24 protein-coding genes are annotated in these 26,338 nt (G+C 60.1%); 13 read left to right on the top strand and 11 right to left on the bottom strand.

Annotated elements, in window-relative coordinates:
- Nucleotides 1-166 precede the first annotated feature (166 nt).
- The 7 genes from ACRZ9X_RS01945 (at nt 167) to ACRZ9X_RS01975 (ending at nt 7,485) form a co-directional block, all read left to right on the top strand.
- Nucleotides 167-568, top strand: a complete 402-nt coding sequence (locus ACRZ9X_RS01945) for a MerR family transcriptional regulator (protein WP_480515654.1) — start codon at nt 167-169, stop codon at nt 566-568.
- A 44-nt stretch (nt 569-612) separates the two neighbouring features.
- Nucleotides 613-2,394: an acyl-CoA dehydrogenase C-terminal domain-containing protein gene (locus tag ACRZ9X_RS01950; RefSeq protein WP_480515657.1), complete on the top strand. Its 1,782-nt coding sequence runs from the start codon at nt 613-615 to the stop codon at nt 2,392-2,394.
- Between the two features lie 53 nt (nt 2,395-2,447).
- Nucleotides 2,448-2,660 (top strand): hypothetical protein, encoded by a 213-nt coding sequence (locus tag ACRZ9X_RS01955; protein WP_480515659.1) that lies wholly within the window; start codon nt 2,448-2,450, stop codon nt 2,658-2,660.
- A gap of 281 nt (nt 2,661-2,941) precedes the next feature.
- Nucleotides 2,942-3,580: a glutathione S-transferase family protein gene (locus tag ACRZ9X_RS01960; RefSeq protein WP_480515661.1), complete on the top strand. Its 639-nt coding sequence runs from the start codon at nt 2,942-2,944 to the stop codon at nt 3,578-3,580.
- A gap of 11 nt (nt 3,581-3,591) precedes the next feature.
- A complete protein-coding gene (locus ACRZ9X_RS01965) occupies nt 3,592-4,803 on the top strand; it encodes an acetyl-CoA C-acetyltransferase (RefSeq protein ID WP_480515663.1) in 1,212 nt (403 codons plus the stop codon).
- On the top strand, nt 4,803-5,291 hold the full coding sequence (locus ACRZ9X_RS01970; RefSeq protein WP_480515665.1) for a cupin domain-containing protein: 489 nt from the start codon (nt 4,803-4,805) through the stop codon (nt 5,289-5,291). Before ACRZ9X_RS01965 ends, ACRZ9X_RS01970 begins: the two co-directional genes overlap by 1 nt.
- The gene (locus ACRZ9X_RS01975) at nt 5,284-7,485 is read left to right on the top strand and encodes a 3-hydroxyacyl-CoA dehydrogenase NAD-binding domain-containing protein (RefSeq protein ID WP_480515667.1); all 2,202 of its coding nucleotides are present in this window, start codon (nt 5,284-5,286) and stop codon (nt 7,483-7,485) included. Before ACRZ9X_RS01970 ends, ACRZ9X_RS01975 begins: the two co-directional genes overlap by 8 nt.
- Nucleotides 7,486-7,542: 57 nt before the next feature.
- On the opposite strand, the gene ACRZ9X_RS01980 is transcribed toward ACRZ9X_RS01975, so the two are convergent.
- On the bottom strand, nt 7,543-8,316 hold the full coding sequence (locus tag ACRZ9X_RS01980) for a Hint domain-containing protein (RefSeq protein ID WP_480515669.1): 774 nt from the start codon (nt 8,314-8,316) through the stop codon (nt 7,543-7,545).
- Between the two features lie 403 nt (nt 8,317-8,719).
- Here ACRZ9X_RS01980 and ACRZ9X_RS01985 point away from each other — a divergent pair, with 403 nt between their 5' ends.
- Nucleotides 8,720-9,733, top strand: coding sequence for a hypothetical protein (locus ACRZ9X_RS01985; protein WP_480515671.1), 1,014 nt, complete (start codon nt 8,720-8,722; stop codon nt 9,731-9,733).
- Between the two features lie 6 nt (nt 9,734-9,739).
- On the opposite strand, the gene upp is transcribed toward ACRZ9X_RS01985, so the two are convergent.
- The 7 genes from upp to mprA form a co-directional block, all read right to left on the bottom strand.
- Nucleotides 9,740-10,372 (bottom strand): uracil phosphoribosyltransferase, encoded by a 633-nt coding sequence (gene upp / locus ACRZ9X_RS01990; protein ID WP_480515673.1) that lies wholly within the window; start codon nt 10,370-10,372, stop codon nt 9,740-9,742.
- Nucleotides 10,369-11,355, bottom strand: a complete 987-nt coding sequence (locus tag ACRZ9X_RS01995; protein WP_480515675.1) for an adenosine deaminase — start codon at nt 11,353-11,355, stop codon at nt 10,369-10,371. The genes upp and ACRZ9X_RS01995 overlap by 4 nt, the downstream gene beginning before the upstream one ends.
- Nucleotides 11,352-12,563: a phosphopentomutase gene (locus ACRZ9X_RS02000; RefSeq protein ID WP_480515677.1), complete on the bottom strand. Its 1,212-nt coding sequence runs from the start codon at nt 12,561-12,563 to the stop codon at nt 11,352-11,354. The genes ACRZ9X_RS01995 and ACRZ9X_RS02000 overlap by 4 nt, the downstream gene beginning before the upstream one ends.
- Nucleotides 12,560-13,867 (bottom strand): thymidine phosphorylase, encoded by a 1,308-nt coding sequence (locus tag ACRZ9X_RS02005; protein ID WP_480515679.1) that lies wholly within the window; start codon nt 13,865-13,867, stop codon nt 12,560-12,562. The genes ACRZ9X_RS02000 and ACRZ9X_RS02005 overlap by 4 nt, the downstream gene beginning before the upstream one ends.
- Nucleotides 13,868-14,260 carry a cytidine deaminase gene (locus tag ACRZ9X_RS02010; RefSeq protein WP_480515681.1) on the bottom strand — a complete coding sequence of 131 codons (393 nt, stop codon included), beginning with the start codon at nt 14,258-14,260 and terminating at the stop codon, nt 13,868-13,870. It abuts the gene before it with no gap.
- A 99-nt stretch (nt 14,261-14,359) separates the two neighbouring features.
- Nucleotides 14,360-15,451 (bottom strand): cupin domain-containing protein, encoded by a 1,092-nt coding sequence (locus ACRZ9X_RS02015; RefSeq protein WP_480515683.1) that lies wholly within the window; start codon nt 15,449-15,451, stop codon nt 14,360-14,362.
- Nucleotides 15,426-16,118, bottom strand: a complete 693-nt coding sequence (mprA, locus tag ACRZ9X_RS02020) for an MprA protease, GlyGly-CTERM protein-sorting domain-containing form (protein ID WP_480515685.1) — start codon at nt 16,116-16,118, stop codon at nt 15,426-15,428. The genes ACRZ9X_RS02015 and mprA overlap by 26 nt, the downstream gene beginning before the upstream one ends.
- Before the next feature lie 188 nt (nt 16,119-16,306).
- On the opposite strand from mprA, the gene ACRZ9X_RS02025 reads away from it, so the two are divergent.
- From ACRZ9X_RS02025 to ACRZ9X_RS02035, 3 genes are all read left to right on the top strand, one after another.
- Nucleotides 16,307-18,580, top strand: a complete 2,274-nt coding sequence (locus tag ACRZ9X_RS02025; RefSeq protein WP_480515687.1) for an NADP-dependent malic enzyme — start codon at nt 16,307-16,309, stop codon at nt 18,578-18,580.
- A gap of 280 nt (nt 18,581-18,860) precedes the next feature.
- Nucleotides 18,861-20,750, top strand: coding sequence for a propionate-CoA ligase PrpE (gene prpE, locus ACRZ9X_RS02030; RefSeq protein WP_480515689.1), 1,890 nt, complete (start codon nt 18,861-18,863; stop codon nt 20,748-20,750).
- Nucleotides 20,751-20,929: 179 nt separating this feature from the next.
- Nucleotides 20,930-22,366, top strand: a complete 1,437-nt coding sequence (locus tag ACRZ9X_RS02035) for an amidase family protein (protein ID WP_480515691.1) — start codon at nt 20,930-20,932, stop codon at nt 22,364-22,366.
- A gap of 255 nt (nt 22,367-22,621) precedes the next feature.
- Here the strand turns inward: ACRZ9X_RS02035 and ACRZ9X_RS02040 are convergent, their stop codons facing one another.
- Nucleotides 22,622-23,383, bottom strand: a complete 762-nt coding sequence (locus tag ACRZ9X_RS02040; protein ID WP_480515894.1) for an NAD kinase — start codon at nt 23,381-23,383, stop codon at nt 22,622-22,624.
- 168 nt (nt 23,384-23,551) lie between these two features.
- Here ACRZ9X_RS02040 and glyA point away from each other — a divergent pair, with 168 nt between their 5' ends.
- Complete coding sequence (gene glyA / locus ACRZ9X_RS02045) at nt 23,552-24,847, top strand: serine hydroxymethyltransferase (protein ID WP_480515693.1); 1,296 nt, start codon at nt 23,552-23,554, stop codon at nt 24,845-24,847.
- A gap of 68 nt (nt 24,848-24,915) precedes the next feature.
- Here the strand turns inward: glyA and ACRZ9X_RS02050 are convergent, their stop codons facing one another.
- Nucleotides 24,916-25,290, bottom strand: coding sequence for a hypothetical protein (locus ACRZ9X_RS02050; protein WP_480515695.1), 375 nt, complete (start codon nt 25,288-25,290; stop codon nt 24,916-24,918).
- Between the two features lie 47 nt (nt 25,291-25,337).
- Between ACRZ9X_RS02050 and ACRZ9X_RS02055 the strand changes: the two genes are divergently transcribed.
- Complete coding sequence (locus tag ACRZ9X_RS02055; protein WP_480515895.1) at nt 25,338-26,138, top strand: alpha/beta fold hydrolase; 801 nt, start codon at nt 25,338-25,340, stop codon at nt 26,136-26,138.
- Here ACRZ9X_RS02055 and ACRZ9X_RS02060 read toward each other — a convergent pair whose 3' ends face one another.
- The gene (locus ACRZ9X_RS02060; RefSeq protein ID WP_480515696.1) at nt 26,139-26,324 is read right to left on the bottom strand and encodes a hypothetical protein; all 186 of its coding nucleotides are present in this window, start codon (nt 26,322-26,324) and stop codon (nt 26,139-26,141) included. It abuts the gene before it with no gap.
- Between the last annotated feature and the right edge of the window lie 14 nt (nt 26,325-26,338).

Genomic DNA, 26,338 nt, shown 5'->3' on the forward strand with positions numbered 1-26,338 from the left:
CACACTCAGATTTTCCTGCCATCCGCATCTTGACGCGCAAGGAAGTCACGTCAACTTTGAATGTGACGTAGCGTTTGCATTACGTGAACGTCATCTCCGTGTTGTAAACAGCGCATCGACTGCGCAACTGACTTTGATAGACGCCAGCGACGAGAGAAATGAAACGATGACCGAAGACCTGATGACCATCCGCGAAATGTGTGAAACCTATGATGTCACACCTCGCACCCTGCGGTTCTATGAGGCCAAAGAACTTCTGTTTCCGATCCGCGAAGGACAGAAACGCCTGTTCACCAAGCGGGATCGTGCTCGACTCAAGCTGATCCTGCGGGGGAAGCGCTTTGGGTTCAGCCTCGAGGAAATCCGGCAACTGCTGGATCTGTACCATGTGGGCGACCAGCAGATGACCCAGATGACGCGCACATTCGAAATTGCGCGCGAGCGTCTGGCAGATATGGAAGCCCGCCGGGAAGAGCTGTCTCAGGCTATCGACGATCTGAAAGAGCAGTTGCGCTGGGGCGAAAAAGTCATCGCCTCGATGAAAACCGAAAAAAACGCCGCAGAATAAATCTGCCGGTCCCTCGAAGACCTGAATTTTAAAGGGAGCGTCACATGCCCGTTTATAACGCGCCAACCAAAGACATGCAGTTCATCCTGCACGAAGTGCTCAACATCTCGGGATCCGACACTCCCGGCTATTCCGAGCTTGAAGCCGAATTTACAGGCGCTGTGCTGGAAGAAGCCGGCAAAATCTCGACCAATGTATTGCAGCCTCTGAACGTGGTTGGCGACGCCGAAGGCTGTCGTCTGGAGAACGGTGTTGTTTACACGCCAACCGGGTTCAAGGACGCCTTCGAGCAGATGAAAGAAGGCGGCTGGACCGGTCTGGATATGCCCGAGGACTATGGCGGGCAGAATATGCCCTACGTCATGGGCACGGCGGTCGGCGAAATGTTCTCGGGCGCGAACCAGGCGTTTGTGATGTACCAAGGCCTGACCCACGGCGCGGCATCGGCCATTCTTGCGCACGGCACTGAAGAACAGAAGAATACCTACCTGCCCAATATGGTCACCTGTGAATGGACCGGCACCATGAATCTGACCGAACCGCATTGCGGCACTGACCTGGGCCTTATGCGCACCAAGGCAGAACCGCAGGGCGACGGCAGCTACAAGGTTTCCGGTCAGAAGATCTTCATCTCGTCCGGCGATCATGACATGGCCGACAACATCATCCATCTGGTTCTGGCCAAAATCCCCGGCGGCCCCGAGGGCATCAAAGGCGTGTCGCTGTTCATCGTGCCCAAGTTCCTTGTCAACGAGGATGGCAGCCTGGGCGAACGCAACGGCGTGTCGGTGGGCAAGATCGAAGAGAAAATGGGCATCCACGGCAACTCGACCTGTGTGATGAATTACGACGAAGCCACCGGCTATTTGCTGGGCGACCTGCACAAGGGCATGCGCGCAATGTTCACCATGATGAACGAGGCGCGTCTGGGTGTTGGCATGCAAGGCGTCGCACAGGCCGAGGCCGCCTACCAAAACGCCGTTGAATACGCCAAGGACCGTTTGCAGGGTCGCGACGTGACCGGCGCCAAAAACCCCGACGGCCCGGCTGACCCCCTGATCGTGCACCCGGACATCCGCCGCAGCCTGATGGATCAGAAGAGCTTTACCGAAGGGGCGCGCGCGTTCCTTCTGTGGGGCTCAACCATGATCGACAAAGCGCACCGGGCGGGCGATCAGGATGCCAACGGGCTGATCTCGTTGTTGACCCCGGTAATCAAGGGATTTCTGACCGACGAAGGCTATGACATGACTGTCAAAGCGCAGCAGGTCTATGGCGGCCATGGGTACATCGAGGAATGGGGCATGTCGCAATTCACCCGCGACGCCCGCATTGCGATGATCTACGAAGGCGCCAACGGCGTGCAGGCGCTGGACCTCGTGGGGCGTAAACTGGCGCAGGATGGCGGCAAACATGTGATGGCGTTCTTCGAAATGGTCAAATCATTTTGCAAGGATAATGCAGGTCAAAACGATGCGTTTGACTCAGCGTTCCTTGAGCCCCTGAAAGCGGCGTCCAAGGACCTGCAGGCTGCGGGCATGTATTTCATGCAGCAAGGCATGAAGAATCCCAACCATGCGCTGGCAGGATCGAACGATTTCATGCACATGTTTGGCCATGTCTGCCTGGGGCTGATGTGGGCACAGATGGCGAAAGCATCTTATGCCGCCCTTGATAATGGCGCGTCGGACGCCGAATTCTACGAAACAAAGATCGTCACCGGCCGGTTCTACATGTCGCGCCGCCTACCGGCGACTGCCTTGCACCTGGCGCGTATCCAGACCGGAGCAGAGACCGTAATGACGCTGGACGCCGCCAGCTTCTGAGGATGAGCCGGCTCCGGGGTTTGTACAGGAGCCGGTAATTCAAAGGGGAACACATGCCAAAGCGCTTTCGCCTGACCCGCCGCTTTCCCGTCGCCATGACGGAAGACGGGTATCGCAAACTCCGGTTGTTCGCGCGGGACGCCGGTCTGGACGAAGGTGAGGCTCTGTCATTTCTGTTCGAGAACTTCAACAGCGTCATTCATGAGGAGAACCTGACCCATCGCCTGCGCCTGTTTAATTCCGAGTTGGATGCGCGCAAACGGTGACGGATTGAAAAGACCACATTAACCGGCCTCAGCTTCAATGAACTGAATGCCCCCGGCGGGAGTATTTTTAAAAAAGATGAAGATGTGATGCGTCCCTGCCACCGGGCCCACTCGCCATTAGGACAGGGGCGACTTCACCTTTTGCGGTCATCGGCTCTCCAGCCTGTACCGCAACTCGAACAAAGCAGAAGACTGTTAAACAATGGTTACATATCAGGCTTCATCTTTTCAAAAATACTCAAATCCGACCGAACCACACGCGCCACGGGAGGGGCGATCGCATGACCATCAAACTGCACTGCTTCGGAGAAAGCGGGAATTCGTACAAGGCCGCTCTGGCGCTGGAGATGTCCGGTTTGGAGTGGGAGCCAGTTTATGTCGACTTTTTCAACGGTGCGACCCGTGCGCCTGAATACCGTGCAAATGTGAATGAGATGGGCGAAGCGCCGGTGATGATCGACGGCGATTTCCACACCAGCCAATCCGGCGCGATCCAGGCTTATGTGACTGAGAAGTCAGGCAAGTTTGGTGGAAAGAACCGGGAAGAGAATTACGACATTTTCCGCTGGGTTCTGTGGGACAATCACAAGCTCAGCTCGAACGCTGGGCTGACGCGTTTTTTGTGCAATTTCTTGCCTGAAGAACACCGCAACGCAGATGTCATCGCATTCAATCAAGGGCGATTGAAAGCTGCCTATGGCGTCTTGAACGCGCATCTTGATGGTCGCGACTGGATCGTCGGGGACGGTGTAACCAATGCCGACCTCAGCTGTTGCGGCTATCTGTATTACCCTGAACCCTTCGGCTTTGATCGTGCCGACTGGCCCCATATCGACGCCTGGCTGACGCGCCTCAGCGAACAGCCCGGCTGGAAACACCCCTATGACCTGATGCCCGGCAACCCGTCGGATCGAGCTTGAGGAGAAGACCCATGACCGAAGCCTATATCTATGACGCCCTGCGCACGCCACGCGGCAAGGGCCGCAAGGATGGCAGCTTGCACGAGGTGACCTCGGTGCGCCTGTCCGCCCTGACCCTGAATGCGATGAAAGAACGCAATAATCTGGAAGGTCACGCCGTTGAGGATGTGATCTGGGGCAACGTCACGCAGGTGATGGAGCAAGGCGGCTGTCTGGCGCGCTCGGCGGTTCTGGCCTCGGACCTAGATCAATCAATCCCCGGCCTGGCGATCAACCGCTTCTGTGCCTCGGGCATGGAGGCCGTGAACCTTGCGGCCAATCAGGTCAAAGGTGGTGCGGGTGAGGCCTATATCGCGGGTGGTGTCGAGATGATGGGCCGCGTGGCCATGGGCAGCGATGGCGCGGCGATTGCAGTTGACCCGACGCTGGCGATGGAGACTTATTTCGTGCCGCAGGGTATCTCGGCGGACATCATCGCGACCGAATATGGTTTTGATCGCGATCAGGCGGACGCGCTGGCCGTTGAATCGCAAAAACGCGCGGCCAAGGCCTGGGAAGAGAACCGGTTTGAAAAATCAGTCATCAAGGTCACGGACCAGAACGGCCTGACCATTCTGGACCGTGACGAATACATGCGCCCCGGCACTGACATGCAAAGCCTCGGCGCGCTGAACCCGTCCTTTGCGATGATGGGTGAGCAGATGCCGGGCTTTGACAAGGTGGCGATGCTGAAATACCCGCATCTTGAGCGGATCAACCACATCCACCACGCGGGCAACAGCTCGGGCATCGTGGATGGCGCCGCGGCTGTTCTGATCGGTAATAAGGAATTCGGTGAGAAATACGACCTGAAGCCCCGCGCCCGCATCAAGGCGACCGCCAAGATCGGCACCGACCCGACCATCATGCTGACCGGACCGGTTCCGGTCACCGAGAAAATCCTTGCTGACAACGGCATGAAAATCAGCGATCTGGACCTGTTTGAGGTGAACGAAGCCTTTGCCTCGGTCGTGCTGCGGTTCCAGCAGGCGTTTGATGTTGACCCCGCGTTGGTCAACGTGAACGGCGGATCGATCGCGATGGGTCACCCGCTGGGCGCAACCGGCGCGATGATCATCGGCACCCTGCTGGATGAGCTTGAGCGTCAGGACAAGGAAACCGGTCTGGCCACCCTCTGCATTGCGTCCGGCATGGGCGCGGCAACCATTATCGAGCGGGTCTGATGCCCAAGCTGGACCTTTCGCAAATCCCATACAAGGGCGGTTCGTCCTATCCCGGCCAACTGGCCAAGGCGGTCGGAGGCCGCTTTAACCAGGGCGTCGGCGATGCGGGCGGGCTGACCCAGTTCGGGGTCAACATCGTGCGGCTGGAGCCGCAGGCCCTGTCCTCGCTGCGCCATTATCATATGGAGCAGGACGAGTTCGCCATCATGCTCAGCGGCGAATGCGTGCTGATCGACGATGATGGCGAGCACCAGATGCTGCCCGGCGATTGTGCCGCCTGGCCCGCTGGTGAGACCAATGGCCATCACCTTGTGAACAAAACCGATGCGCCCGCGACCTTTCTGGTGGTGGGCACGCGGACCCCGACCGAGACCGGCTACTACAGCGACATAGACATGATGGTGAAGGACGACGAGAACGGATTCGTTTTCACCCGCAAGGATGGCAGCCCGCTAACGGCTGACCAGATTGGAGAGGATAATGACTGATTTCACTCTGACCAAAGACGCAGACGGCGTCGCCACGATCACTTGGGACGTCCCCGGCAAAACGATGAACGTGATGTCCTTTGACGGGTTGGCGCAATTGAGCGACCTGATCGATCAGGCGCTGGCGGATGATGAGGTGAAGGGCATCGTCCTGACCTCTGGCAAAGAGGGATCGTTTGCGGGCGGCATGGACCTGAACCTGCTGGCTGTCATGAAGGAACAAGCGGGCGATAATCCGGCCAAAGGTCTGTTTGAAGGCACGATGCAAATGCACGCCCTGTTGCGCAAGATCGAAATGGCGGGCATGGATCCCAAGACCAAGAAAGGCGGCAAGCCAATTGCCACCGCCCTGCCCGGTACCGCCGCTGGCATCGGTATGGAACTGCCTCTGTCCACGCATCGTATTTTTGCCGCCGAGAACCCCAAGGCGAAATACGGCCTGCCCGAGATCATGGTTGGCATCTTCCCCGGCGCGGGCGGCACCACCCGGATGGTCCGCAAGGTGGGCGCGATTGCGGCGGCTCCGCTGCTGCTGGAAGGCAAGATGCTGGACGTCAAAAAGGCTAAGGGCGCGGGGTACATCGACGAGATCGCTGCGGATCCGGTGGCCGCCGCCAAAGAATGGGTGCTGAACGCCAAGGATGCCGATCTGGTCAAGCCGTGGGACGCCAAGGGCTACAAGATGCCCGGCGGCGCGCCGTATCACCCCGCAGGCTTCATGAACTTCGTCGGGGCCTCGGCCATGGTGAACGGCAAGACGCAAGGCGCCTTCCCGGCAGCCAAAGCTCTGCTGAGCGCGGTCTATGAAGGCGCGCTGGTCGATTTCGACACCGCGCTGAAAATCGAGGCGCGCTGGTTCACATCGGTGCTGATGAACCCCTCGTCGGGTGCAATGATCCGGTCGCTGTTCCTGAACAAGGAAGCGCTGGAAAAAGGGGCCGTGCGCCCTGCCGGAGTACCAGATCAGTCGGTCCAGAAGATCGGTGTTCTGGGCGCGGGCATGATGGGGGCCGGCATCGCGCTGGTCTCGGCCCAGGCCGGGATGGAGGTGGTCTTGATCGACCGCGATCAATCCGCCGCCGATAAGGGCAAGGCCTATACCGAGACCTATCTGGACAAGGGCATCAAGCGCGGCAAATCCACCCCGGAAAAGAAAGAGGCCATGCTGGCGCGCATCACCGCGACCTCTGATCTGGACAACCTCAAGGGCTGTGACTTGATCATCGAGGCCGTCTTCGAAGACCCCGGCGTCAAGGCCGAGATGACCAAAAAGGTCGAGGCAATCATCCCCGAGGATTGCATCTTTGCCTCGAACACCTCGACCCTGCCGATCACCGATCTGGCCAAGGCCAGCGTGCGGCCCGAGCAGTTCATCGGCATTCATTTCTTCTCACCGGTTGAGAAGATGTTCCTGGTCGAGATCATCAAGGGCAAGGAAACCGGGGATCGCGCGGTCGCCAAGGCGCTGGATTACGTGCGCCAGATTCGCAAGACGCCCATCGTGGTCAATGATGCGCGGTTCTTCTACGCCAATCGGTGCATCATCCCCTACATCAACGAAGGCGCGCGCATGATCACCGAGGGCGTCAGCCCCGCCCTGATCGACAATGCCGCGCGGCAGCTGGGGTTCCCGGTGGGCCCCATTCAGCTGACCGATGAAACCTCGATTGATCTGGGTGCCAAGATTGCGCGCGCGACCAAGGCTGCGATGGGCAATGCCTACCCCGAAAGCCCCTCGGACGATCTGATCTTCTGGATGGAGGAACAGGGGCGTCTGGGCCGCAAGGCCAATGCAGGCTTCTTCGACTATGACGACAAAGGCAAGCGCGTCGAATATTGGAAGGGCCTGCAGGACAAATACCCGCTGGCCGAAGATCAGCCCGACCTGATCGAAGTGCAGGAACGTCTGATGTTCGCACAGGTTCTGGAAGCGGTGCGGTCGCTGGAAGAAGGTGTTCTGGAAGACATCCGCGAAGGCGACGTGGGCGCGATCCTTGGCTGGGGCTTTGCGCCGTGGTCCGGTGGTCCGCTCAGCTGGTTAGACATCATCGGTACGCCCTACGCTGCCGAGCGTTGCGATCAACTGGCCCAATCCTATGGCGAACGCTTTGCCTGCCCTCCGTTGCTGCGTGAAATGGCGGAAAAAGGCCAAAGCTTCTATGGCCGCTTCGACCCCGAAGCACAGGCCGCCTGAACCGGTGATGCTGGCGCATGATATCACGCGCCAGCATCGTTCTTCATAAGTGTTTAGTCAGGTCTGCCATTCAGGCCGCAGAAACAGAGCCGGAGCATGAGGTCTGCCCGGTCGCCCCGGACGCCGCACTCCCACCTGTGGACGTATCGGGAAAATCGGTTCCTGCGGGATGGGTGCAGGCAGTGCACCCAACGGGTTTGCAAAGGCTGAAATATCCGCCCTGCTTGCAATTGATTCAACGATGGCCTCGGCCTGATCCGCGTCGGGCACGTCATAGCCACGCGAGCCCGCGGCGGGTGATCTGCCCAACCGGCCGGCCGAGCAAAAGGCCTGAAATCCGCCTTCGATGAAAACGACCTCATCGTGGTCGAAAAACAGCGATACCACTTCAAAACTCTGCGCAGGTGTCTGAGACGTCATCCGTCCCACCCCGCTCAGCATGCGCGCCGGAATGACAGAGACCCCATTCCCCTGCTGCCCGGTTTTACCGAGATCCACCGCCATGCCCTGTTCCGGCATCAACCAGACGCGCCGCCCGTTATAGGCCGCGCGGGCCGGGACCTGCACCGGCAGATGCTCGGGCCGGGTCTCACCGCTTTCGATGGCGATATGATCGACCGAAACGCGCCGCAGTTCCTGAAACCCATTGTCCAGCGTCCGCACCCGATCACCGGTCTTCAGCCGTTCAACAAGTTTCCAGCCGCTGGTGGTCGCAACTTTGGTTCCATACAGCAATCCGCCGCGACGCGCTGAAACGGCCCTGCGGGCAATTGCTGTCCGATCACTGTCGGAATAGTCCGAATACCCTTTAACACTCACTACTTCTAACACGTGCCATCCCCCTTTTTTGGCACCTTCAAACAACACAGAAGGATGGATCAGTACTGCCCCATTCCGCCCCAGCTCTGCCACATTTGGGGCGTAATTGGGCCGATTTCGCCCCATTCCGGGCTGCATTTGGGAACAACCAGGGGCTTCATCCTCGCTTTTGTTCGGTATTTGAAACGATCAACCTTCTGCGCCTGACCTAAGTCCCCACGCGAATCTCAGGATTGACGGTGACCACCGCAGGATCGGATGCGCCGGTCCCCCGCCCCTCGTACCAGCCCGCACCGCACATTCTGGCGGCCGGTCTTTGCAGGTCATTTTGTCTTGGAGTCCCGCAACAGGTTTGCGCGCCAAGAATTCAGCATGTTAAGATCAAATCAAAACAAGACCCGAGCAGCACCAGATCATGACAGCACTTAAACAGTATCAGCGGATTGAGGCGACGGGTCTGTGGCGGTCCACTCCTGAGGACCAACGCCGCGAGGTCGTGGTATCCATCGGAGAAGCCACGCTGACCATCTCGGATTTCAATGACCGGGCGCTGACCCATTGGTCTCTGGCCGCGCTCAGGCGGCAGAATCCCGGTGGTTATCCGGCGGTGTTCAACCCTGATGGCGACCCGGATGAAACGCTGGAACTCGCTGAATCCGAAACCACGATGATCGAGGCGATCGACCGCCTGCAGCGCGCCATTGACCGGGCGCGTCCCCATCCCGGACGACTGCGATGGGCCAGCGTCGCCGGTGTTGTTGCCGCCGTCGTCGCGCTGATGTTCTTCTGGGTGCCTCAAGCGGTACAGAACCACGTCGTCTCGGTTCTGCCCGATATCAAACGGCAGGATATTGGTGACGCCATCCTGCATCGGATCGAACGCGTCTCGGGCAAAGCCTGCGCGTCCGAAGACGCACAAGCTGCGCTTGACACGTTGGCGGCACGGACAGGCGTGGAACAGATCATCATCCTGCCCGCGGGTGTGCAAAGCAGCCTCGGCCTGCCCGGAGGGATCGTGCTGTTGAACCGGGCGTTGGTGGAAGATCACGAGGATCCCTCGATTGCCGCCGGATACATTATCGCTGAACGCGCGCGGTCCGAAGCACAGGATCCGTTGGACAATCTGATCGACCGCACAGGTGTCGGCACTGCCTTTCGCCTTCTGACAACCGGAGAGCTGACGCCGGATGCGGTGGACGCCTATACCGAGCAGGTTCTGATCGAGCCCCGTCCGGATTTGCCGGACAATGATCTGCTGGCCGTATTCGCCCAGGCCGCTTTACCATCGACGCCCTACGCCTTCGCGATGGACGTCACCGGAGAGACGGTTCTGGGCCTGATCGAGGCTGACCCGATGGCAGGTCGGCCCATGCAACAGGTATTGCCTGACCGCGACTGGGTCCGACTGCAGAATATTTGTGGCGAATGAACCGGCTTATTTGGTTCCGAACATCCGGTCTCCGGCATCGCCAAGGCCGGGCATGATATAACCCTTGGAATTCAGCTCGCGATCCAGCGCCGCAGTGACGATATGCACGTCCGGGTGTGCCTCTTTCATGCGCGCGACGCCTTCGGGCGCGGCCAGCAGGCAGAGAAAACGGATATCAGTCGCGCCCGCCTCTTTCAGCAGATCAATCGCTGCGGCCGAGCTGTTGCCGGTGGCCAGCATTGGATCAACCGCAATCACCAGACGGTCCTTCAGCCCTTCGGGCGCTTTGAAATAGTATTGAACCGGCTGCAGCGTCTCTTCGTCGCGATAAAGGCCAACAAAGCCCACCCGGGCCGAAGGGATCAGTTCCAGCACCCCGTCCAGCATCCCGTTCCCGGCCCGCAGGATCGAGACCAGCGCCAGTTTCTTGCCCGCCAGAATGGGCGCATCCATCTCCTCCATCGGGGTTTCGATGTGGCGGGTGGTCAGCTTGAGTTCCCGAGTGACTTCATAGGCCAGCAGCAAGGTGATCTCGCGCAGCAATTGCCGGAACGCGGCGGTCGAGGTGCCCTTGTCCCGCATGAGCGTCAGTTTGTGCTGCACCAGCGGGTGATCGACGACGGTCAGATGTTCGCTCATGAGTTCTCCAGTCTTGTCTTGACCCGCGCGCGGGTGTCTTCATCACAGAATGCCGCATTCAGGGCGTTCTGGTTCAATTCGGCAAAGTCTTCGGCCTTCCAGCCGAAGGCTGCAGCCAACATCTCATATTCGCGGCGCATTGTGGTGTGGAAAAACGGCGGGTCATCGGTTGAGACTGTGACCTTTACGCCCGCGTCGCGCAGCTTGGCAATCGGATGGGCGGCGAAGTCGGGAAACAGACCCAGCACCACGTTCGAGCCCGGACAGACCTCAAGCGTTACATCCCGATCGACCAGTTCGCGGATCAGATCGGGGTCTTCAATGGCGCGCACGCCATGACCAACCCGTTCGACCCCCAGATCACGAATGGCATCCCTTATGCTGTCGGGCCCACCGAATTCTCCGGCATGGGTTGTCAGGCGTAACCCCGCCTCGCGGGCACAATCAAAGGCCCATGCGAAATCGCCTTGTGTATGGACGGCTTCGTTGCCGCCCATGCCAAAGCCGGTGATCCCGTCGCCAGCTGTCTCAGCGGCGCAAAAGGCGCTGCGCTTGGCCTGCTCGGGGCCGAAATGGCGCACGCAGGTCACGACACCGCGCAGGGTGATGTTGAACTTGCGCTCGGCCTCGTCCGCAGCATCCTGAATCGCGGTCAGATAATCGCGCCATGCATGCAGATCGCCACCGCCGCAGAAGTCGGGGCTGAGGAAGGTCTCGGAGTAGACCACGCCATTTGCCGCGCTTTCTTCGAGGATAGCCAGCGTCAGGCGGCGGAAATCTTCGGGCGACTTCAGCACTTCGCAGGCCGCCTCGTAGACGCTGAGGAAATGCGCGAAGTCGCGGAAGTCGTACGAGCCATCGGGCTTGAAAATCCCGCTGAGATCCACCTTCTTTTCATGCGCCAACTGTCTGATGAAGGCGGGCGGGGCTGCGCCTTCGTGATGCAGGTGCAATTCGATCTTGGGCAGGTCGGCAACGGTCATAGAAAGCTCCGCCCCGGTCCGTGCGCGGGGATGTTCAGATGGTGTGCGATGCTGGCCGCGACATCGGCAAAATTGATCTGGCCGATCTCGCTCGCGCCCTGCCCCGCCACCAGCACCGGCACCTGTTCGCGGGTGTGATCGGTGCCGATCCAACTGGGGTCATTGCCGTGATCTGCGGTCAGCAGCATCAGGTCTCCGGGGCGCAGCTTTTGCAGGATCACCCCGATCTCGCGGTCGAACCATTCCAGAGCACGGGCATAGCCGCTGATATCGCGGCGGTGGCCATAGAGACTGTCGAATTCGACGAAATTGGCGAAGGTCAGGCTGCCCTCTTCGGCCTCATCCACCAGATCGGACAGGTGCCGCATCAGGTCCGCGTCCGGGCCCTTGCGCAGCGTATCAATTCCCTGCATCGAGAAGATGTCGCCGATTTTACCCACCGCATGAACGCGGCGGCCTGCGTCCTGCGCCCAGTTCGTCAGCACCGGCGCGGGCGGCAGGATGGCGAAATCCTTGCGGTTGGTGGTGCGGGTAAACCCATCCTCAGCCGATCCCACGAAGGGCCGCGCAATCACGCGCCCCACTTTCATCTCATGCAATCGCGGCGCAAGCGTCCGGCACATATCCAACAACCGTTCGAGGCCAAAGCTCTCCTCATGCGCGGCAATCTGGAACACGCTGTCGGCAGAGGTATAGCAGATCGGCCAGCCGGTACGCATGTGTTCGGCCCCGAGGTCGGCGATGATGGCCGTGCCCGATGCGTGGCAATTGCCAAGGATACCTTCGGTTCCGGCCGCCTTGGCAGCGGCCCGGCTGAGATCATCGGGAAATGCGGGCTTGGTATCCGGGAAATAGTGCCAGTCCCACGGCACTGGCAAACCCGCCAGTTCCCAATGTCCCGAGGGCGTGTCCTTGCCTGGTGAATATTCCCGCGCACAGCCCCAGAGACCCGTTGGCGTGGCGTCCAGCCCCGGCGTTGCGTCACCCGAGGCCAGCCGCACCGCAGCCCCCAGACCCAACGCATCGAGATTGGGCAGGCGCAAGGGGCCCGAGCGCCCGTCCTCGGCGCGTCCCTCAGCGCAGGCCTGCGCGATATGGGCCACCGTGTTCGCGCCGGTATCCGGTGCGGTGCCGTTGAAGAACTGATCTGCATCCGGCGCGCCCCCGATGCCAACCGAATCCATCACCACAAGGAAAGCGCGGCTCATGCGCTGATCCTTTCATGCACATGCGGCGGCTGGTCCACGAGCGTATCGCTGATCGTCACGGCATTCAGCACCGCCTGAGACGCCTGCCGCGCCGCGTCTTCGCGCGCGGCATGGACCACGGCCAGCGGTGCGCCTTTCTGGACCTTCTCGCCCAACCGTAAGATGCCGGACAATCCGACCGCCGGGTCAATCTCATCGCTTTCGACCTGACGCCCGCCGCCCAGCGCAACCACGGCAAGGCCCAGCGCCTCGCCATCGATGGCCGAGATATAGCCATCGCGCGGTGCAGGTATTTCCTGAATCACGTTGGCCTCGGGCAGGAACCGCGCCCATGTGTCAACGAAATGCACCGGGCCTCCGACAGCGGCCATCATCCGGCCAAACCGTTCGGCGGCGCGGCCATCGCGGATTATTTCGGCGATCTGCGCCGTGCCCTCTTCGACCGAGGCGCACATCCCAGCATCCGCCATCAACACACCGCCCAGTTCGGCAGAGATATGGGCCAGAGGTGAATCCTGCCCGCTGGTCATGACCTGCATCACCTCGGCCACTTCCAGCGCATTGCCCAGCGCCGGGGCGAGCGGCTGGTTCATATCGGTGATCACCGCCGATGTCTTGCACCCTGCCGCATTCGCCGTCTCGGTCAGCGCCTGCGCCAGCCTACGCGCATCGTCGAGCGTTTTCATGAACGCGCCGCTGCCCACCTTGACGTCCAGCACCAGTGCGTCTGGGCTGGCCGCCAGTTTCTTGGACAGGATCGACGCCGTAATCAGATCGAGGCTTTCCACCGTCGCCGTCACATCGCGTATCGCATAGAGCCGTTTATCCGCAGGCGCGATCTGGCCGGTGGCGCCGACAATAGCGGCGCCGGTCTCCTTCAGAACCTGCGCCAGACGGGACTGTCCGATCTGGGTCGCCACGCCGGGAATGGCCTCAAGCTTGTCCAGCGTGCCGCCGGTATGGCCCAGCCCCCGGCCCGAGATCATTGGAACATAAGCCCCGCATTCCGCCAGCGCCGGGGCCAGCACGAGGCTGACGCAATCCCCGACGCCGCCGGTCGAATGTTTGTCGATCACCGGGCCGTCCAGATCCCAGCGCAGCACCTCTCCACTGTCGCGCATCGCACGGGTCAGATCGGCGCGCCCTTGCGCACCCAACCCGCCCATGCAGACGGCCATGGCAAAAGCCCCCGCCTGCGCATCGCTGACGCCCCCATCCGCAAGGCCCTGCGCGAACCAGTGCAATTCCTCGCCCGAGGGCACCTCGGACCGGCGCAGCTTGGCAATGATCGAGCGGGCATCCATTCAGTTGCCTTCCATATGCGCGGCCCTGAAGGCACCGGGCAGCAGATCAGCAATGGTGGTGCGGGTTTCGACACCGTCGACGGTTGCCATCGTGACCACAACATCGCCTTTGCCGAATTCGGCCAGTTTTTGGCGGCAGCCGCCACAGGGCGGTACCGGCTGCGGACTGCTGGCGACGACATAGACCTCGGTCAATTCTGTTTCACCAGCGGCGACCATTGCGGCGATGGCCCCGGCCTCGGCACAGGTGCCTTCGGGATAGGCGACGTTCTCGACATTGCACCCGACATACGTCTGGCCCGAGCCTGACCAGATTGCGGCCCCAACTTTGAAATTAGAATAAGGCGCATGGGCGTTTTCCCGAACGGCGCGCGCGGCATCTTTCAGAGACATGGGCGATTCCCGATTTTTTGATCACTTGGTCAGAATACCGCACCCTAAAGGAAATCGCCCGGTGATTTGAAGCCCCCGGGCGCGGTTATCCACAGGCTTCTAGCCCAGCGTGGTGTTGAAGGTGCCGGGCAGCGTGACCTCAAGCAGTTCGATGTCATCCGAAGGGTCAGACAACCGGGTCCGCATACCCGGCGGAATTACAAACGCATCGCCCTGTTCCAGCCGGAATGGGTCGCGCCGCTCGCCCTCCAACGTCACCTCGCCGTTCATGACGAAGGTAAAGTGGATATCCGTATCATGGCTGGTCCATTCAGGATCGCCCTGCCCCCGACGCACAACCTGCACCCCGGCGACGCCCTTGGTGTTCTCGGCAATCGTCGTGTCGCGGCAGATGTAGCCCGGCAGGCGGAAGGGCACCCATTCGGCGTCCTTGGCCTGATTGTAAACAAACCGTTGCTCCTGCCATTCACGATCCGGGCGATAATGCGGGGTGGGCAGTTCCATCTGATGGTCGATCTCGGTCACATGCTCGGCGGGCACTCCGATCTCGATCACCTGCACATTGTCCGAGGCCTCCAGCACCCGGTGACGGATTTCCGGCGGCTGGATAAAGCAATCCCCGGCGGTCAGGCGCATCTTCTCACCCTGATCCTCGTAAACCACATCGACCCAGCCATGAATGCAGAAGATCAACTGAAACCCGACCTTGTGGAAATGCACCATATCCGGCACCGGACCACCATCGGGAATGCGGATATGGCTGGCAATGATTGATCCACCCAGCCGGTCCGGCACCAGATCGCGATAATGCATTCCGGCCCGCCCGATGATCCACGGGGCCTGATCCTTGAGGCGGCGCACCACGAAGGAATGCACCGTCTCGGGCATCACCATTGGCGGGTTCAGTTCCTCGATCTCGACCCGCGTGCCATTCGGCGCAATAAGGCTGCGCTGACCATCGGCAAACCCGTCCGGGTCCTCGGTCAAAATGCGCAAGGTCCCTGCGGCCTCGGGCGCGTCCTTTTCGATCCGCAGGCGCAGCCCATACCCCGAAAACACCCCGACCCGAGGGTCGTCTGCGGGATAGATCATGTCCATCCGCATCCCCAGCACCTTGGTGTAAAACGGAATATCGTCGCGCAATTCCTGCGTCGACAGGCGAATTTCAGCTCGGGTCTGGCTGTCGGTCATTCGAAGTCTCTTCGGTTCTGGTTTTGGGCCATCCGATCAGAACGGCAGCCAAAATGCCAATCGAAAAGAACATCTCGAGCGTTTCTTCGAGAACAAAGAGGCGCAGCATCATGACCTCCGAGCTCTCGGCGCCAAGCACCCCCGACGCCTCTTCCAGCACTTGGGCAACGACCGCAAACATCCCTGCAAGGACGAAAATGGCCAGAAACGGCGCGCGCAACTTGAAGGCGCGCCACCCGTTCGGCACCCCGTGCCAGACCAGCCCGCCCAACACCACAACGGCCAGTGCAACCCGCACCAGCGTCATGTCCAGCAACGTATCCAGACCGCTCAGGATCGTGTGAGGCAGGCTGTCAACGGCATAAACGTCCGCCTCAAGCTCGCGCTCGGCCAACAGCAGGCACACCACACCAATGTAAAGGCGCGTAACGCCAGGATAACGGCAAAACGCGATCAGCCCCGCAGCAAGCAACGAAAACGCCGAAATCGTCTCGAACAAACCACCTTCCTGATTGAAGGCCGAGGCCTGCACCGGCCAGATCGAAATCGCGATCAGCAACGCTCCTCCCAGCATCAAAGCCAGGCGCAGCGCATGTTGCGGGAAACGGGATGCTCTGCCGTCCGGGGCCCGGTGTGAACCGGCCTGCACGTCGTCTTTTTGGCTCATATGGTGACCCCGGGGCGGTGAAATGGTGTAGCGCGCGGCGCGAAGGTGGCGGAACCTAACTGATCTGAGACAGAATTCAACCAACTCTGCGCTGATGCCCGGAAACCGTTGCAAATTGACGTGGCGTAGCCAAGCCGAAAAAAATGGTTTAACCACCAAACAAAATTCGGAACGGAGATGAATCGCTGATGTCTGACACCCCCAGCCTGCGGCAGGCCGCACTTGACTATCACGCCCATCCGAGACCGGGAAAGCTTGAGATCCGGGCCACCAAGCCCATGGCCAACGGTCGCGATCTGGCACGCGCCTATTCGCCGGGCGTGGCCGAGGCCAGCCTCGAGATCAAGGCCGATCCCGAAAACGCCGAGCTTTATACTTCGCGCGGCAATCTTGTGGCGGTGGTCTCGAATGGCACGGCGGTTCTGGGGCTGGGTAATATCGGTGCGCTGGCCTCGAAACCCGTGATGGAAGGTAAGGCGGTTCTGTTCAAGAAATTCGCCGGCATTGACTGTTTCGACATCGAGGTTGATCAACCCGATCCGGAAAAGCTGGCCGATATCGTCTGCGCGCTCGAGCCGACCTTCGGGGCGATCAACCTGGAAGATATCAAGGCGCCTGACTGTTTCATTGTCGAGAAGATCTGCCGCGAGCGGATGAACATCCCTGTTTTTCACGACGATCAGCACGGCACCGCCATTGTCGTAGGCGCGGCGGCCAAAAACGCGCTGCATGTGGCGGGCAAGTCGTTCGAGAATATCAAGGTCGTGTCGACCGGCGGCGGCGCGGCGGGCATTGCCTGTCTCAGCATGCTGGTCAAACTCGGCGTGAAACGGGAGAACATCTGGCTGTGTGACATTCACGGCCTGGTCTATGAAGGTCGGGCCGAAGACATGAACCCGCACAAAGACCAGTTCGCGCAGAAGTCCGATCTGCGCACTTTGGACGATGTAATCGCGGATGCCGACCTGTTCCTTGGCCTTAGCGGGCCGAATGTGCTGAAGCCCGAGATGGTCACTAAAATGGCCAGCCGTCCGATTATCTTTGCGCTGGCCAACCCGACGCCCGAGATTCTGCCGGACGCGGCGCGCGAAGTGGCCCCGGATGCCATCATTGCGACCGGCCGCAGCGATTTCCCCAATCAGGTGAACAACGTCCTGTGCTTCCCCTTCATCTTCCGTGGCGCTCTGGATGTCGGCGCGACCGAGATCAATGACGAAATGCAGATCGCCTGTGTCGACGGCATCGCCGAGATGGCCCGTGCGACGACAAGTGCCGAAGCGGCGGCGGCCTATAAAGGGGAACAACTGACCTTTGGCCCTGATTACCTGATCCCGAAACCATTTGACCCGCGCCTTGTCGGCGTGGTGTCGTCCTCGGTTGCCAAGGCCGCCATGGAAAGCGGCGTCGCAAAACGACCCATCACGGATATCGAAGCCTATAAAGAACGTCTGAACCAGACGGTCTTCAAATCCGCGCTGATCATGCGCCCGGTTTTCGAGGCCGCTTCGGTCGCGTCGCGCCGCATCGTTTTTGCCGAAGGCGAGGATGAACGGGTGCTGCGCGCCGCTCAGGCCATTCTGGAAGAGACCACGGAAACCCCGATCCTCATCGGACGCCCCGACGTGATTGACGCGCGCTGCGAACGCATGGGGTTGACGGTCAGACCCGGCGAGGATTTCCAGATTGTGAACCCGGAAAACGACCCGCGTTATTACGACTACTGGACCTCGTATCACCAAATCATGCAGCGCAGAGGCGTCACGCCTGATCTGGCCAAGGCCATCATGCGGACCAACAGCACCGCCATTGCGGCAATCATGGTGCAGCGCGGTGAAGCAGATAGCATGATCTGTGGCACGTTCGGCGAATACCGCTGGCATCTGAACTATGTCGAACAGGTTCTGGACGACGGCGATCTGCGTCCGCATGGCGCGCTGTCACTGATGGTACTGGAAGACGGCCCCCTGTTCATCGCCGACACGCATGTGCATCAATTGCCCTCGCCGGAAGAACTGGCCGAGGCCACCATCGGCGCCGCCCGCCACGTACGACGGTTCGGGCTGGAGCCGAAAATCGCCTTCTGCTCGCAATCGCAGTTCGGCAATCAGGAAGAAGGGTCCGGCAAACGTTTGCGTGCTGCGCTGGAAATCCTCGATTCCGAGCCGCGCGATTTCACCTATGAGGGCGAGATGAATCTGGACGTGGCCCTTGACCCCGACCTTCGGTCGCGGATTTTCCCGAATTCACGCCTGACCGGGGCCGCGAATGTCCTGATCTTTGCACATGCGGATGCAGCCAGCGGCGTGCGCAATATCCTGAAGATGAAAGCAGGCGGGCTCGAGGTGGGGCCAATCCTGATGGGTATGGGCAACAAAGCCCATATTGTTACCCCGTCGATTACGGCTCGTGGGTTACTGAACATGGCAGCAATCGCTGGCACGCCGGTGGCCCATTACGGATAGCCCTTGCGCCCGGATGGACATAACTTCGGGCGTCCAACCGGACGCCCGTTGTGATTCTGGCATCATCAGGTTTTTGCACGACAGACTTTGCAAGTTTGCAAAATTTTCCGCTCTGAAAGACAAAACCCGCCAGAAATACCAGTTTGCAAAACTTTGCAGGCGAATTTCGGGGCTTCTGCAAATATTTTGCGATAAACTGACGCGCCGTCATTACGCTTGCTTGCCGCATGTCATCGAGACGCCTAACACACTGCACAGGGAATTTCAGGAGGAGACGGCGATGGCCTATCAGGACGTTTACGACAGTTGGAAATCCGATCCGGAAGGCTTCTGGATGGAGGCCGCAAAGGGGATCGATTGGGTTCAGCCGCCGTCCAAGGCTCTGTTCGATGACAATGCCCCTCTCTATGAGTGGTTTTCCGATGCGCGCGTAAACACCTGCTGGAACGCAGTGGACCGCCATGTGGAAAGCGGCAGGGGCGAGCAGACGGCAATCATCTATGACAGCCCCATTACCCACACCAAGCGCGAGATTTCGTATGTCGAGCTGCGCAACCGCGTGGCGACTTTGGCAGGTGCGTTGCGCGCCAAGGGCATTGAGAAAGGCGACCGCGTCATCATCTACATGCCGATGATCCCGGAAGCACTTGAGGCAATGCTGGCCTGTGCCCGTCTGGGTGCCGTCCATTCGGTGGTCTTTGGTGGATTTGCCAGCAACGAACTGGCGGTTCGTATTGACGATGCGAAACCCAAGGCGATCATCGCCGCCTCCTGCGGGATGGAGCCAGGCCGCGTGGTGCACTACAAACCCTTGCTGGACGGCGCGATTGATCTGGCCAGCCACAAACCTGATTTCTGCGTGATTTTCCAACGCGAACAGGAAGTTGCACAATTGGTTGAAGGGCGCGATTACAATTGGCACGGGTTCCAGTACGGGGTTGAACCGGCAGACTGTGTTCCAGTCGATGGCAATGACCCGGCCTATATCCTGTACACCTCGGGCACAACCGGTGCACCCAAGGGCGTGGTGCGCCCGACCGCAGGCCATCTGGTTGCACTCAACTGGACCATGAAAAACATCTACGACGTCGATCCGGGCGACGTATTTTGGGCCGCGTCCGATGTGGGATGGGTCGTGGGGCATTCCTATATCTGCTATGCGCCGTTGATCCACGGCAACACGACCATCGTGTTCGAGGGCAAACCGGTCGGCACCCCTGATGCGGGGACGTTCTGGCGGGTGATTTCCGAGCATAAGGTCAAAAGCTTCTTTACGGCACCAACCGCCATCCGCGCGGTCAAACGCGAAGATCCCAAGGGCGAGTTGATTGCGAATTATGATATATCGCATCTGCGGGGGATGTTCCTGGCGGGCGAACGCGCCGACCCAGACACGATCGAATGGGCGCAGGAGGCGCTGAAGGTTCCGATCATCGACCACTGGTGGCAGACCGAGACTGGCTGGGCCATCGCCGGCAACCCGCTGGGCATCGAGGAGCTTCCGGTCAAGCTGGGCTCTCCGGCCAAGCCGATGCCCGGTTATGACGTACAAATCCTTGATGAGGGCGGGCATCCGATGAAGGCGGGGGAATTAGGGGCGATTGCCGTCAAGCTACCGCTGCCCCCAGGCACCCTGCCGACCCTGTGGAATGCCGAGGACCGGTTCAAAAGCTCGTACCTGAACCACTTCCCCGGTTACTATGAGACCGGCGACGCGGGCATGATCGATGAGGACGGGTATCTTTATATCATGGCGCGCACTGATGACGTGATCAATGTCGCGGGCCACCGCCTGTCCACCGGCGGGATGGAAGAGGTTCTGGCCGCCCATCCCGACGTGGCTGAATGCGCAGTGATCGGTGTGACGGATCAGCTTAAGGGTCAGATGCCCGTGGGGTTCCTGTGTCTGAATGTCGGCTGCGACCGCGATCACGGCGAGGTGGTTCAGGATGTGGTCAAGCTGGTCCGCGAAAAGATCGGCCCGGTCGCGGCCTTCAAGCAAGCCGTTGTAGTGGACCGCCTGCCCAAGACCCGCTCGGGCAAGATATTGCGTGGGACAATGGTGTCGATTGCGGACAGCAAGGAATACAAGATGCCCGCCACCATCGATGATCCGGTCATTCTCGACGAGATCACCAATGCGTTGAAGACCATCGGTTACGCACAGTAATTCAGCAATAACAAAAGGGTGCGCCTGTCGGCGCGCCCGATTTGCGCTGTCGCGCATGTGCGAGGCTCTGCCTCGCGCTCCGGGATATTTTGAGCCAGATGAAGGAGGATCCCTGTTCTGGGATTGCAGCTCTTGCCATCGGGCCCCTTCCGCCGCAGGTTGAGGCCGGGAGGACGATCATGAGCAACAGTGACATCTGGCGGCTAAGTGCCTTGGAGTTGGCTGCGCTGACCCGAGCTGGGGACATCAGCGCCGAGGAAGCTGTCCAATCTGCGACCGATCGCATGCATGCGGTCAACCCGGACCTCAACGCGGTTGTCGAGGACCTGAGTGCCGAGGCGTTGACCCGCGCTCGCGATCTGGATCACGCCATGGTGCAGGGAACCGAGCCAGGCCCTTTGCATGGTGTGCCCGTCACGATCAAAATCAATGTGGACCAGAGAGGTCATGCGACCTCGAACGGTGTTGTGGCCTTGAAAGATGTGATCGCACCCGATGATGCACCATTGGTCCGCAATCTGCAAAAGGCCGGGGCCGTTGTGATCGGGCGCACCAATACGCCCGAGTTTTCGTTCCGCGCAGATACGGACAATCCGCTCTATGGCCGCACGCATAATCCGTGGGGGCGGCATATCTCTCCGGGTGGGTCATCGGGTGGTGCCGGGGCGGCCGTCATGGCCGGGATCGGTGCGCTGGCCCATGGCAATGACATTGGCGGCAGTCTGCGGTTCCCAGCGGCGGCCAATGGGGCGGTTACCGTCAAACCGGGTCTTGGACGCGTACCCGCGTGGAACCCGAGCCAGACCACCGAGCGCGGGTTGCTGGCACAATCGATGTCGGTTCAGGGGTTGATCACCCGAACGGCAAAGGACCTGCATCTGTCGATGCCCAGTCTGATCGCGCCCGACCCGCGCGACCCGTTCCATGTCCCTTTGGCGTGGCGCGGCCCGGCACTGAATGCGCCGCTAAAGGTTGCTTTCACGCGGGAAACGTTCGGATACGACCTGCATCCCGAAGTCGATCTGGCACTGGAGGCTGCGCGGGACGCGTTGATCGACGCGGGTTATCATGTGGTCGAAACCGATCCGCCGGACGTGTTCGACTGTGGACGTTCGGGATACCGCGCGCTGATGGGCGAGGTTCTGACGCTTCTCAAGGGTGATATCGAAGCGGCCGGGTCACAGACGATCCGGAATATCTTTGAGGTCTACTTTCAGGAGTTTCCGCCCATAACCGGGACCGAACTGATCCAGATAATGGCGCAACGCAGCCATTACGCGCGCGAGTGGTCTCTGTTTATGGAAGAGTATCCGCTGGTTTTGTCGCCCTTTTTGCCACAGCCTTTCTTTAGACCGGACAGAGACACCGAAGGAGCTGAAGGCGTGCACGAGGTTCTTGGCTGTGCCGTTTATTCTTATGCGATGAATTTCATCGGCCTTCCAGCGGCCAGCGTGCCCGCGCGCCTTGCGACCTTGCCCGGTGGCGTTCAGCCGATCAACATTCAGATTGCCGCCCGGCGCTGGCGCGAGGATCTGGCTGTCGATGCGGCCATCGCAATTGAAGATCGTGTGGGACAGATGGCTCCGGTGCTGTGGGACCAAATGGCCAAGACCTGACAGCAAAGAAAATAGACCCCGGGTTATTGCGCCCGGGGTCCACGTGCTAAAATAAGCCCGGATTTTTGATGACAAGCGTGGCACCACCCACCCTCGCCAGCGCGTAAACTGCGCAATCATTTCGAAAACACCGTTTGATGGCCACTCACTTCCACCTTGGCGTGATCTCCGGACAAGTTGACCCTACCAAAGGGAGATGCAGTTGCCTGTGAACTGGATCACACAAGCGTTGGAATTTTTCATTTGAGAAGAAATTTATGTGAATTGTTCGGAAATTAAACGCTCTTCCAGGCCGTGACCGGGGTCGAACAGGATGCGATGGCGCACCGCGGGTTCCGAGCGAATCTCGACCCAGTCAATGTCGGGAATTGATATGGAATCCGCGTCTGCCATCACAGGGCGCTTATCTGCTTCGATCACGTCAAACCGCACCTGAGCGATTTTCGGCAACAAGGCCCCCCGCCAGCGGCGCGGACGGAATGCAGCAATTGCCGTCAGGGCCAGAACATCCGCGCCAATCGGAAGGATCGGGCCGTGGGCAGAATAATTATACGCGGTCGAGCCAGCAGGCGTGGACAACAGCGCCCCGTCGCAGACAAGCTCGGCCAAACGGACACGACCATCCACACTGATCCGTAGCCGCGCGGCTTGCGGCCCTGCCCGCAGCAGCGAGACTTCGTTGATCGCCAGCGCCTCGTGGGTTTTTCCCGCCTGATCCATAGCGGTCATGATCAGCGGGTTGATGACCTCTTCCTCGGCGGCGGCAAGCCGGGCTGGAAGGTCCAATTCTTCATACTTGTTCATCAGAAAACCGATCGTTCCACGGTTCATACCGTAGACCGGCGTGTTCAGATGCTGAGTGTTGTGCAAAGTGCGCAGCATGAACCCGTCCCCTCCCAACGCGACCACCACATCTGCATCCCGCGGGGCTGCATTTCCGTAACGCGAAACCAAAGCGTCGCGCGCGCTTTGGGCGACGCTGGCCTCGCTGGCAAGAAAAGCGATTCTCTGGGTCATCATTTCCGGTTTCCGGTGCAATACATTTGGTTCCGAAACAAACACACCTTTCCGCATTTCACCAGAGTTGACGCCGCAGCGAACCAATTCGTCGCTTTACAGCCTTTCTCGGTCGTTCGGTTTCCGATAGGAAATCCGCCATATATACCCCAGCCCTGTGGAGCCATTATGAACGCCAACCTTCGTGATACCGGTTTCTTCACCCAGTCCCTCGCGGATCGTGACCCCGAGCTATTCGGGTCGATCACATCTGAACTGGGCCGTCAGCGCGACGAGATCGAGCTGATCGCGTCCGAGAACATCGTCTCTGCCGCCGTTATGGAAGCGCAGGGCTCGGTCATGACCAACAAATACGCCGAAGGCTATCCCGGCCGTCGCTACTATGGCGGCTGCCAGTTCGTCGACATCGCCGAGAATCTGGCCATCGACCGCGCGAAAGAGCTGTTTGGCTGTGGCTTTGCCAACGTGCAGCCGAACTCGGGCTCTCAGGCGAACCAGGGCGTGTTCCAGGCGCTGATCCAGCCCGGCGACACCATCTTGGGCATGAGCCTCGACGCTGGTGGTCACCTGACCCACGGCGCGCGTCCGAACCAGTCGGGCAAGTGGTTCAACGCGGTGCAATATGGCGTACGTCAGCAGGACAACATGCTGGATTATGATCAGGTCGAGGCACTGGCGAAAGAGCATAACCCCAAGCTGATCATCGCGGGTGGCTCGGCCATTCCGCGCCAGATCGATTTCGCCCGGATGCGCGAAATCGCCGATATGGTCGGCGCATATCTGCATGTGGACATGGCGCACTTTGCAGGTCTGGTTGCAGCAGGCGAACACCCCTCGCCGTTCCCCCACGCACATGTGGCAACGACCACAACCCACAAGACTCTGCGTGGTCCGCGTGGCGGCATGATCCTGACCAATGATGAGGATATCGCCAAGAAAGTGAACTCGGCCATCTTCCCCGGCATTCAGGGCGGCCCGCTGATGCATGTGATCGCCGGTAAGGCCGTGGCCTTTGGCGAGGCGCTGCAGCCCGCGTTCAAGGACTATATCAAGCAGGTCGTGACCAACGCGCAGGCGCTGTCGGATCAGCTGATCAAAGGCGGCCTGGACACCGTGACCCACGGCACCGACACCCATGTGGTTCTGGTTGATTTGCGCCCCAAAGGCGTCAAAGGCAACGCAACCGAGAAAGCCTTGGGCCGCGCCCATATCACCTGCAACAAGAACGGCGTGCCGTTCGACCCGGAAAAGCCGACCATCACGAGCGGTATCCGGCTGGGCTCGCCCGCAGGGACCACCCGCGGCTTTGGCGAGACCGAGTTCCGTCAGATCGCCGACTGGATCATCGAGGTTGTGGACGGTCTGGCCGCCAATGGCGAAGAGGGCAACGGCGAGGTTGAGGCGAAGGTGAAGGCGGAAGTCGCCGAGCTGTGCGCGCGCTTCCCGATCTATCCGAATCTCTGATCCGTCTCGGATTTTGAATTAGAATGCGGCGCCTCAAGGGGCGCCGTTTTTCTTTTGCTGGGGCCGTGTCAGATATACCCGCGCCAGCGCAGGACAATGACCGCCAACGCCGCCAGCGCAAGGAGCCCCAGCGCCAGCGAGCCAAGAAAACTCAGAAACCACCCCCAGCGCCGGTCGGCCAGATTGATCGCGTTCAGGTGCCCCTGCACGTCTTTCGAGGCTTTTTCGAGCCGCGGCATATCCAGCAGCAACTGCAATTTGGGGTGTTCGGCCATCTGTTCAGCCCGGGCCAGAACCATGGCTTGTTTATAGATCTTGCGCGGCAACCGCCGTTTGGCGCGCCGGACCGAGGCAGTGAGAGTTTTGTCTTTCACCCCCAGCTTTTTGCGCAGCAAACCAATGGTCTGCGCGATCTGCGTCTGGATATCGATTTCCTGCGCCATTGGCCCCTCCTGACGCGGCAATGTACCCTTGCACAACGCGTGCGACAATGGGGCTGGTTGTTCCGTGCGACGGCGAGTATCACAGGCTTATGCTGAATACGATCATCCATGGCGACCCGACCGATCTTCCCCCGCTTTTGATTGCGCATGGGCTTTACGGCTCGGCCCGAAACTGGGGCGTGATCGCGCGACGCCTGTCGGATGAACGTCAGGTCATTGCGGTGGATATGCGCAACCATGCCTACAGCTTCTGGGACGCGCAGCATGACTACCCGCATCTGGCGCAGGATCTGGTCGAGGTCATCGATAGTCTGGGCGGCAAGGCAGATGTGGTCGGACATTCCATGGGCGGCAAGGCCTCGATGATGCTGGCGCTGGCGCATGGGGACCGCGTCAACAAACTGGTCGTGGCCGACATTGCGCCTGTGACCTATGGCCATAGTCAGATTCAGTTTATCGAAGCTATGCGCAACGTCGATATGTCTAGTGTCGAGCGCCGCTCGGACGCCGAGACGCAGCTGGCCGATCTCGGGGTCGAAAAAGCCCTGCAGAGCTTTTTCACCCAATCCTTGGATGTCGAAGGCAAGCGCTGGCGATTGAATTTGGACGTTCTGGCCGACGAGATGCCCAAAATCATGAGCTTCCCAAAGGTCGAAACCCAGTGGGACGGACCGACGTTGTTTCTGTCGGGAGGAACCTCAGACTATGTTCAACCTGAACACCGCCAAGCGATCCGCGCGCTGTTTCCGTCAGCACGTTTTGCGAAAATCCCGGGCGCAGGGCACTGGCTGCATGCCGAGAAACCCCGCGAGTTCGAAGCCGCTGTCAGAGCGTTTCTGAATGCCTGATCAGGTCCCGTTGTAAAGCCGTTTGGCCACCAACCACGAGACCGGGGCAGCAACCACAGCCCCCACGACTGCCGCCCAGACAATGGCCATCGCCGTAACCAGCCCCGCCGCCAGCACGGCGATGACGGCGCTTCCGGCAAAGGCGGTCGCGATCAGAGAATAAAGCGTGGCGGCAAGGCGTAGCATGGCCGGTATCCTGT

The sequence above is a fragment of the Ruegeria sp. AL1 genome (assembly GCF_056540905.1).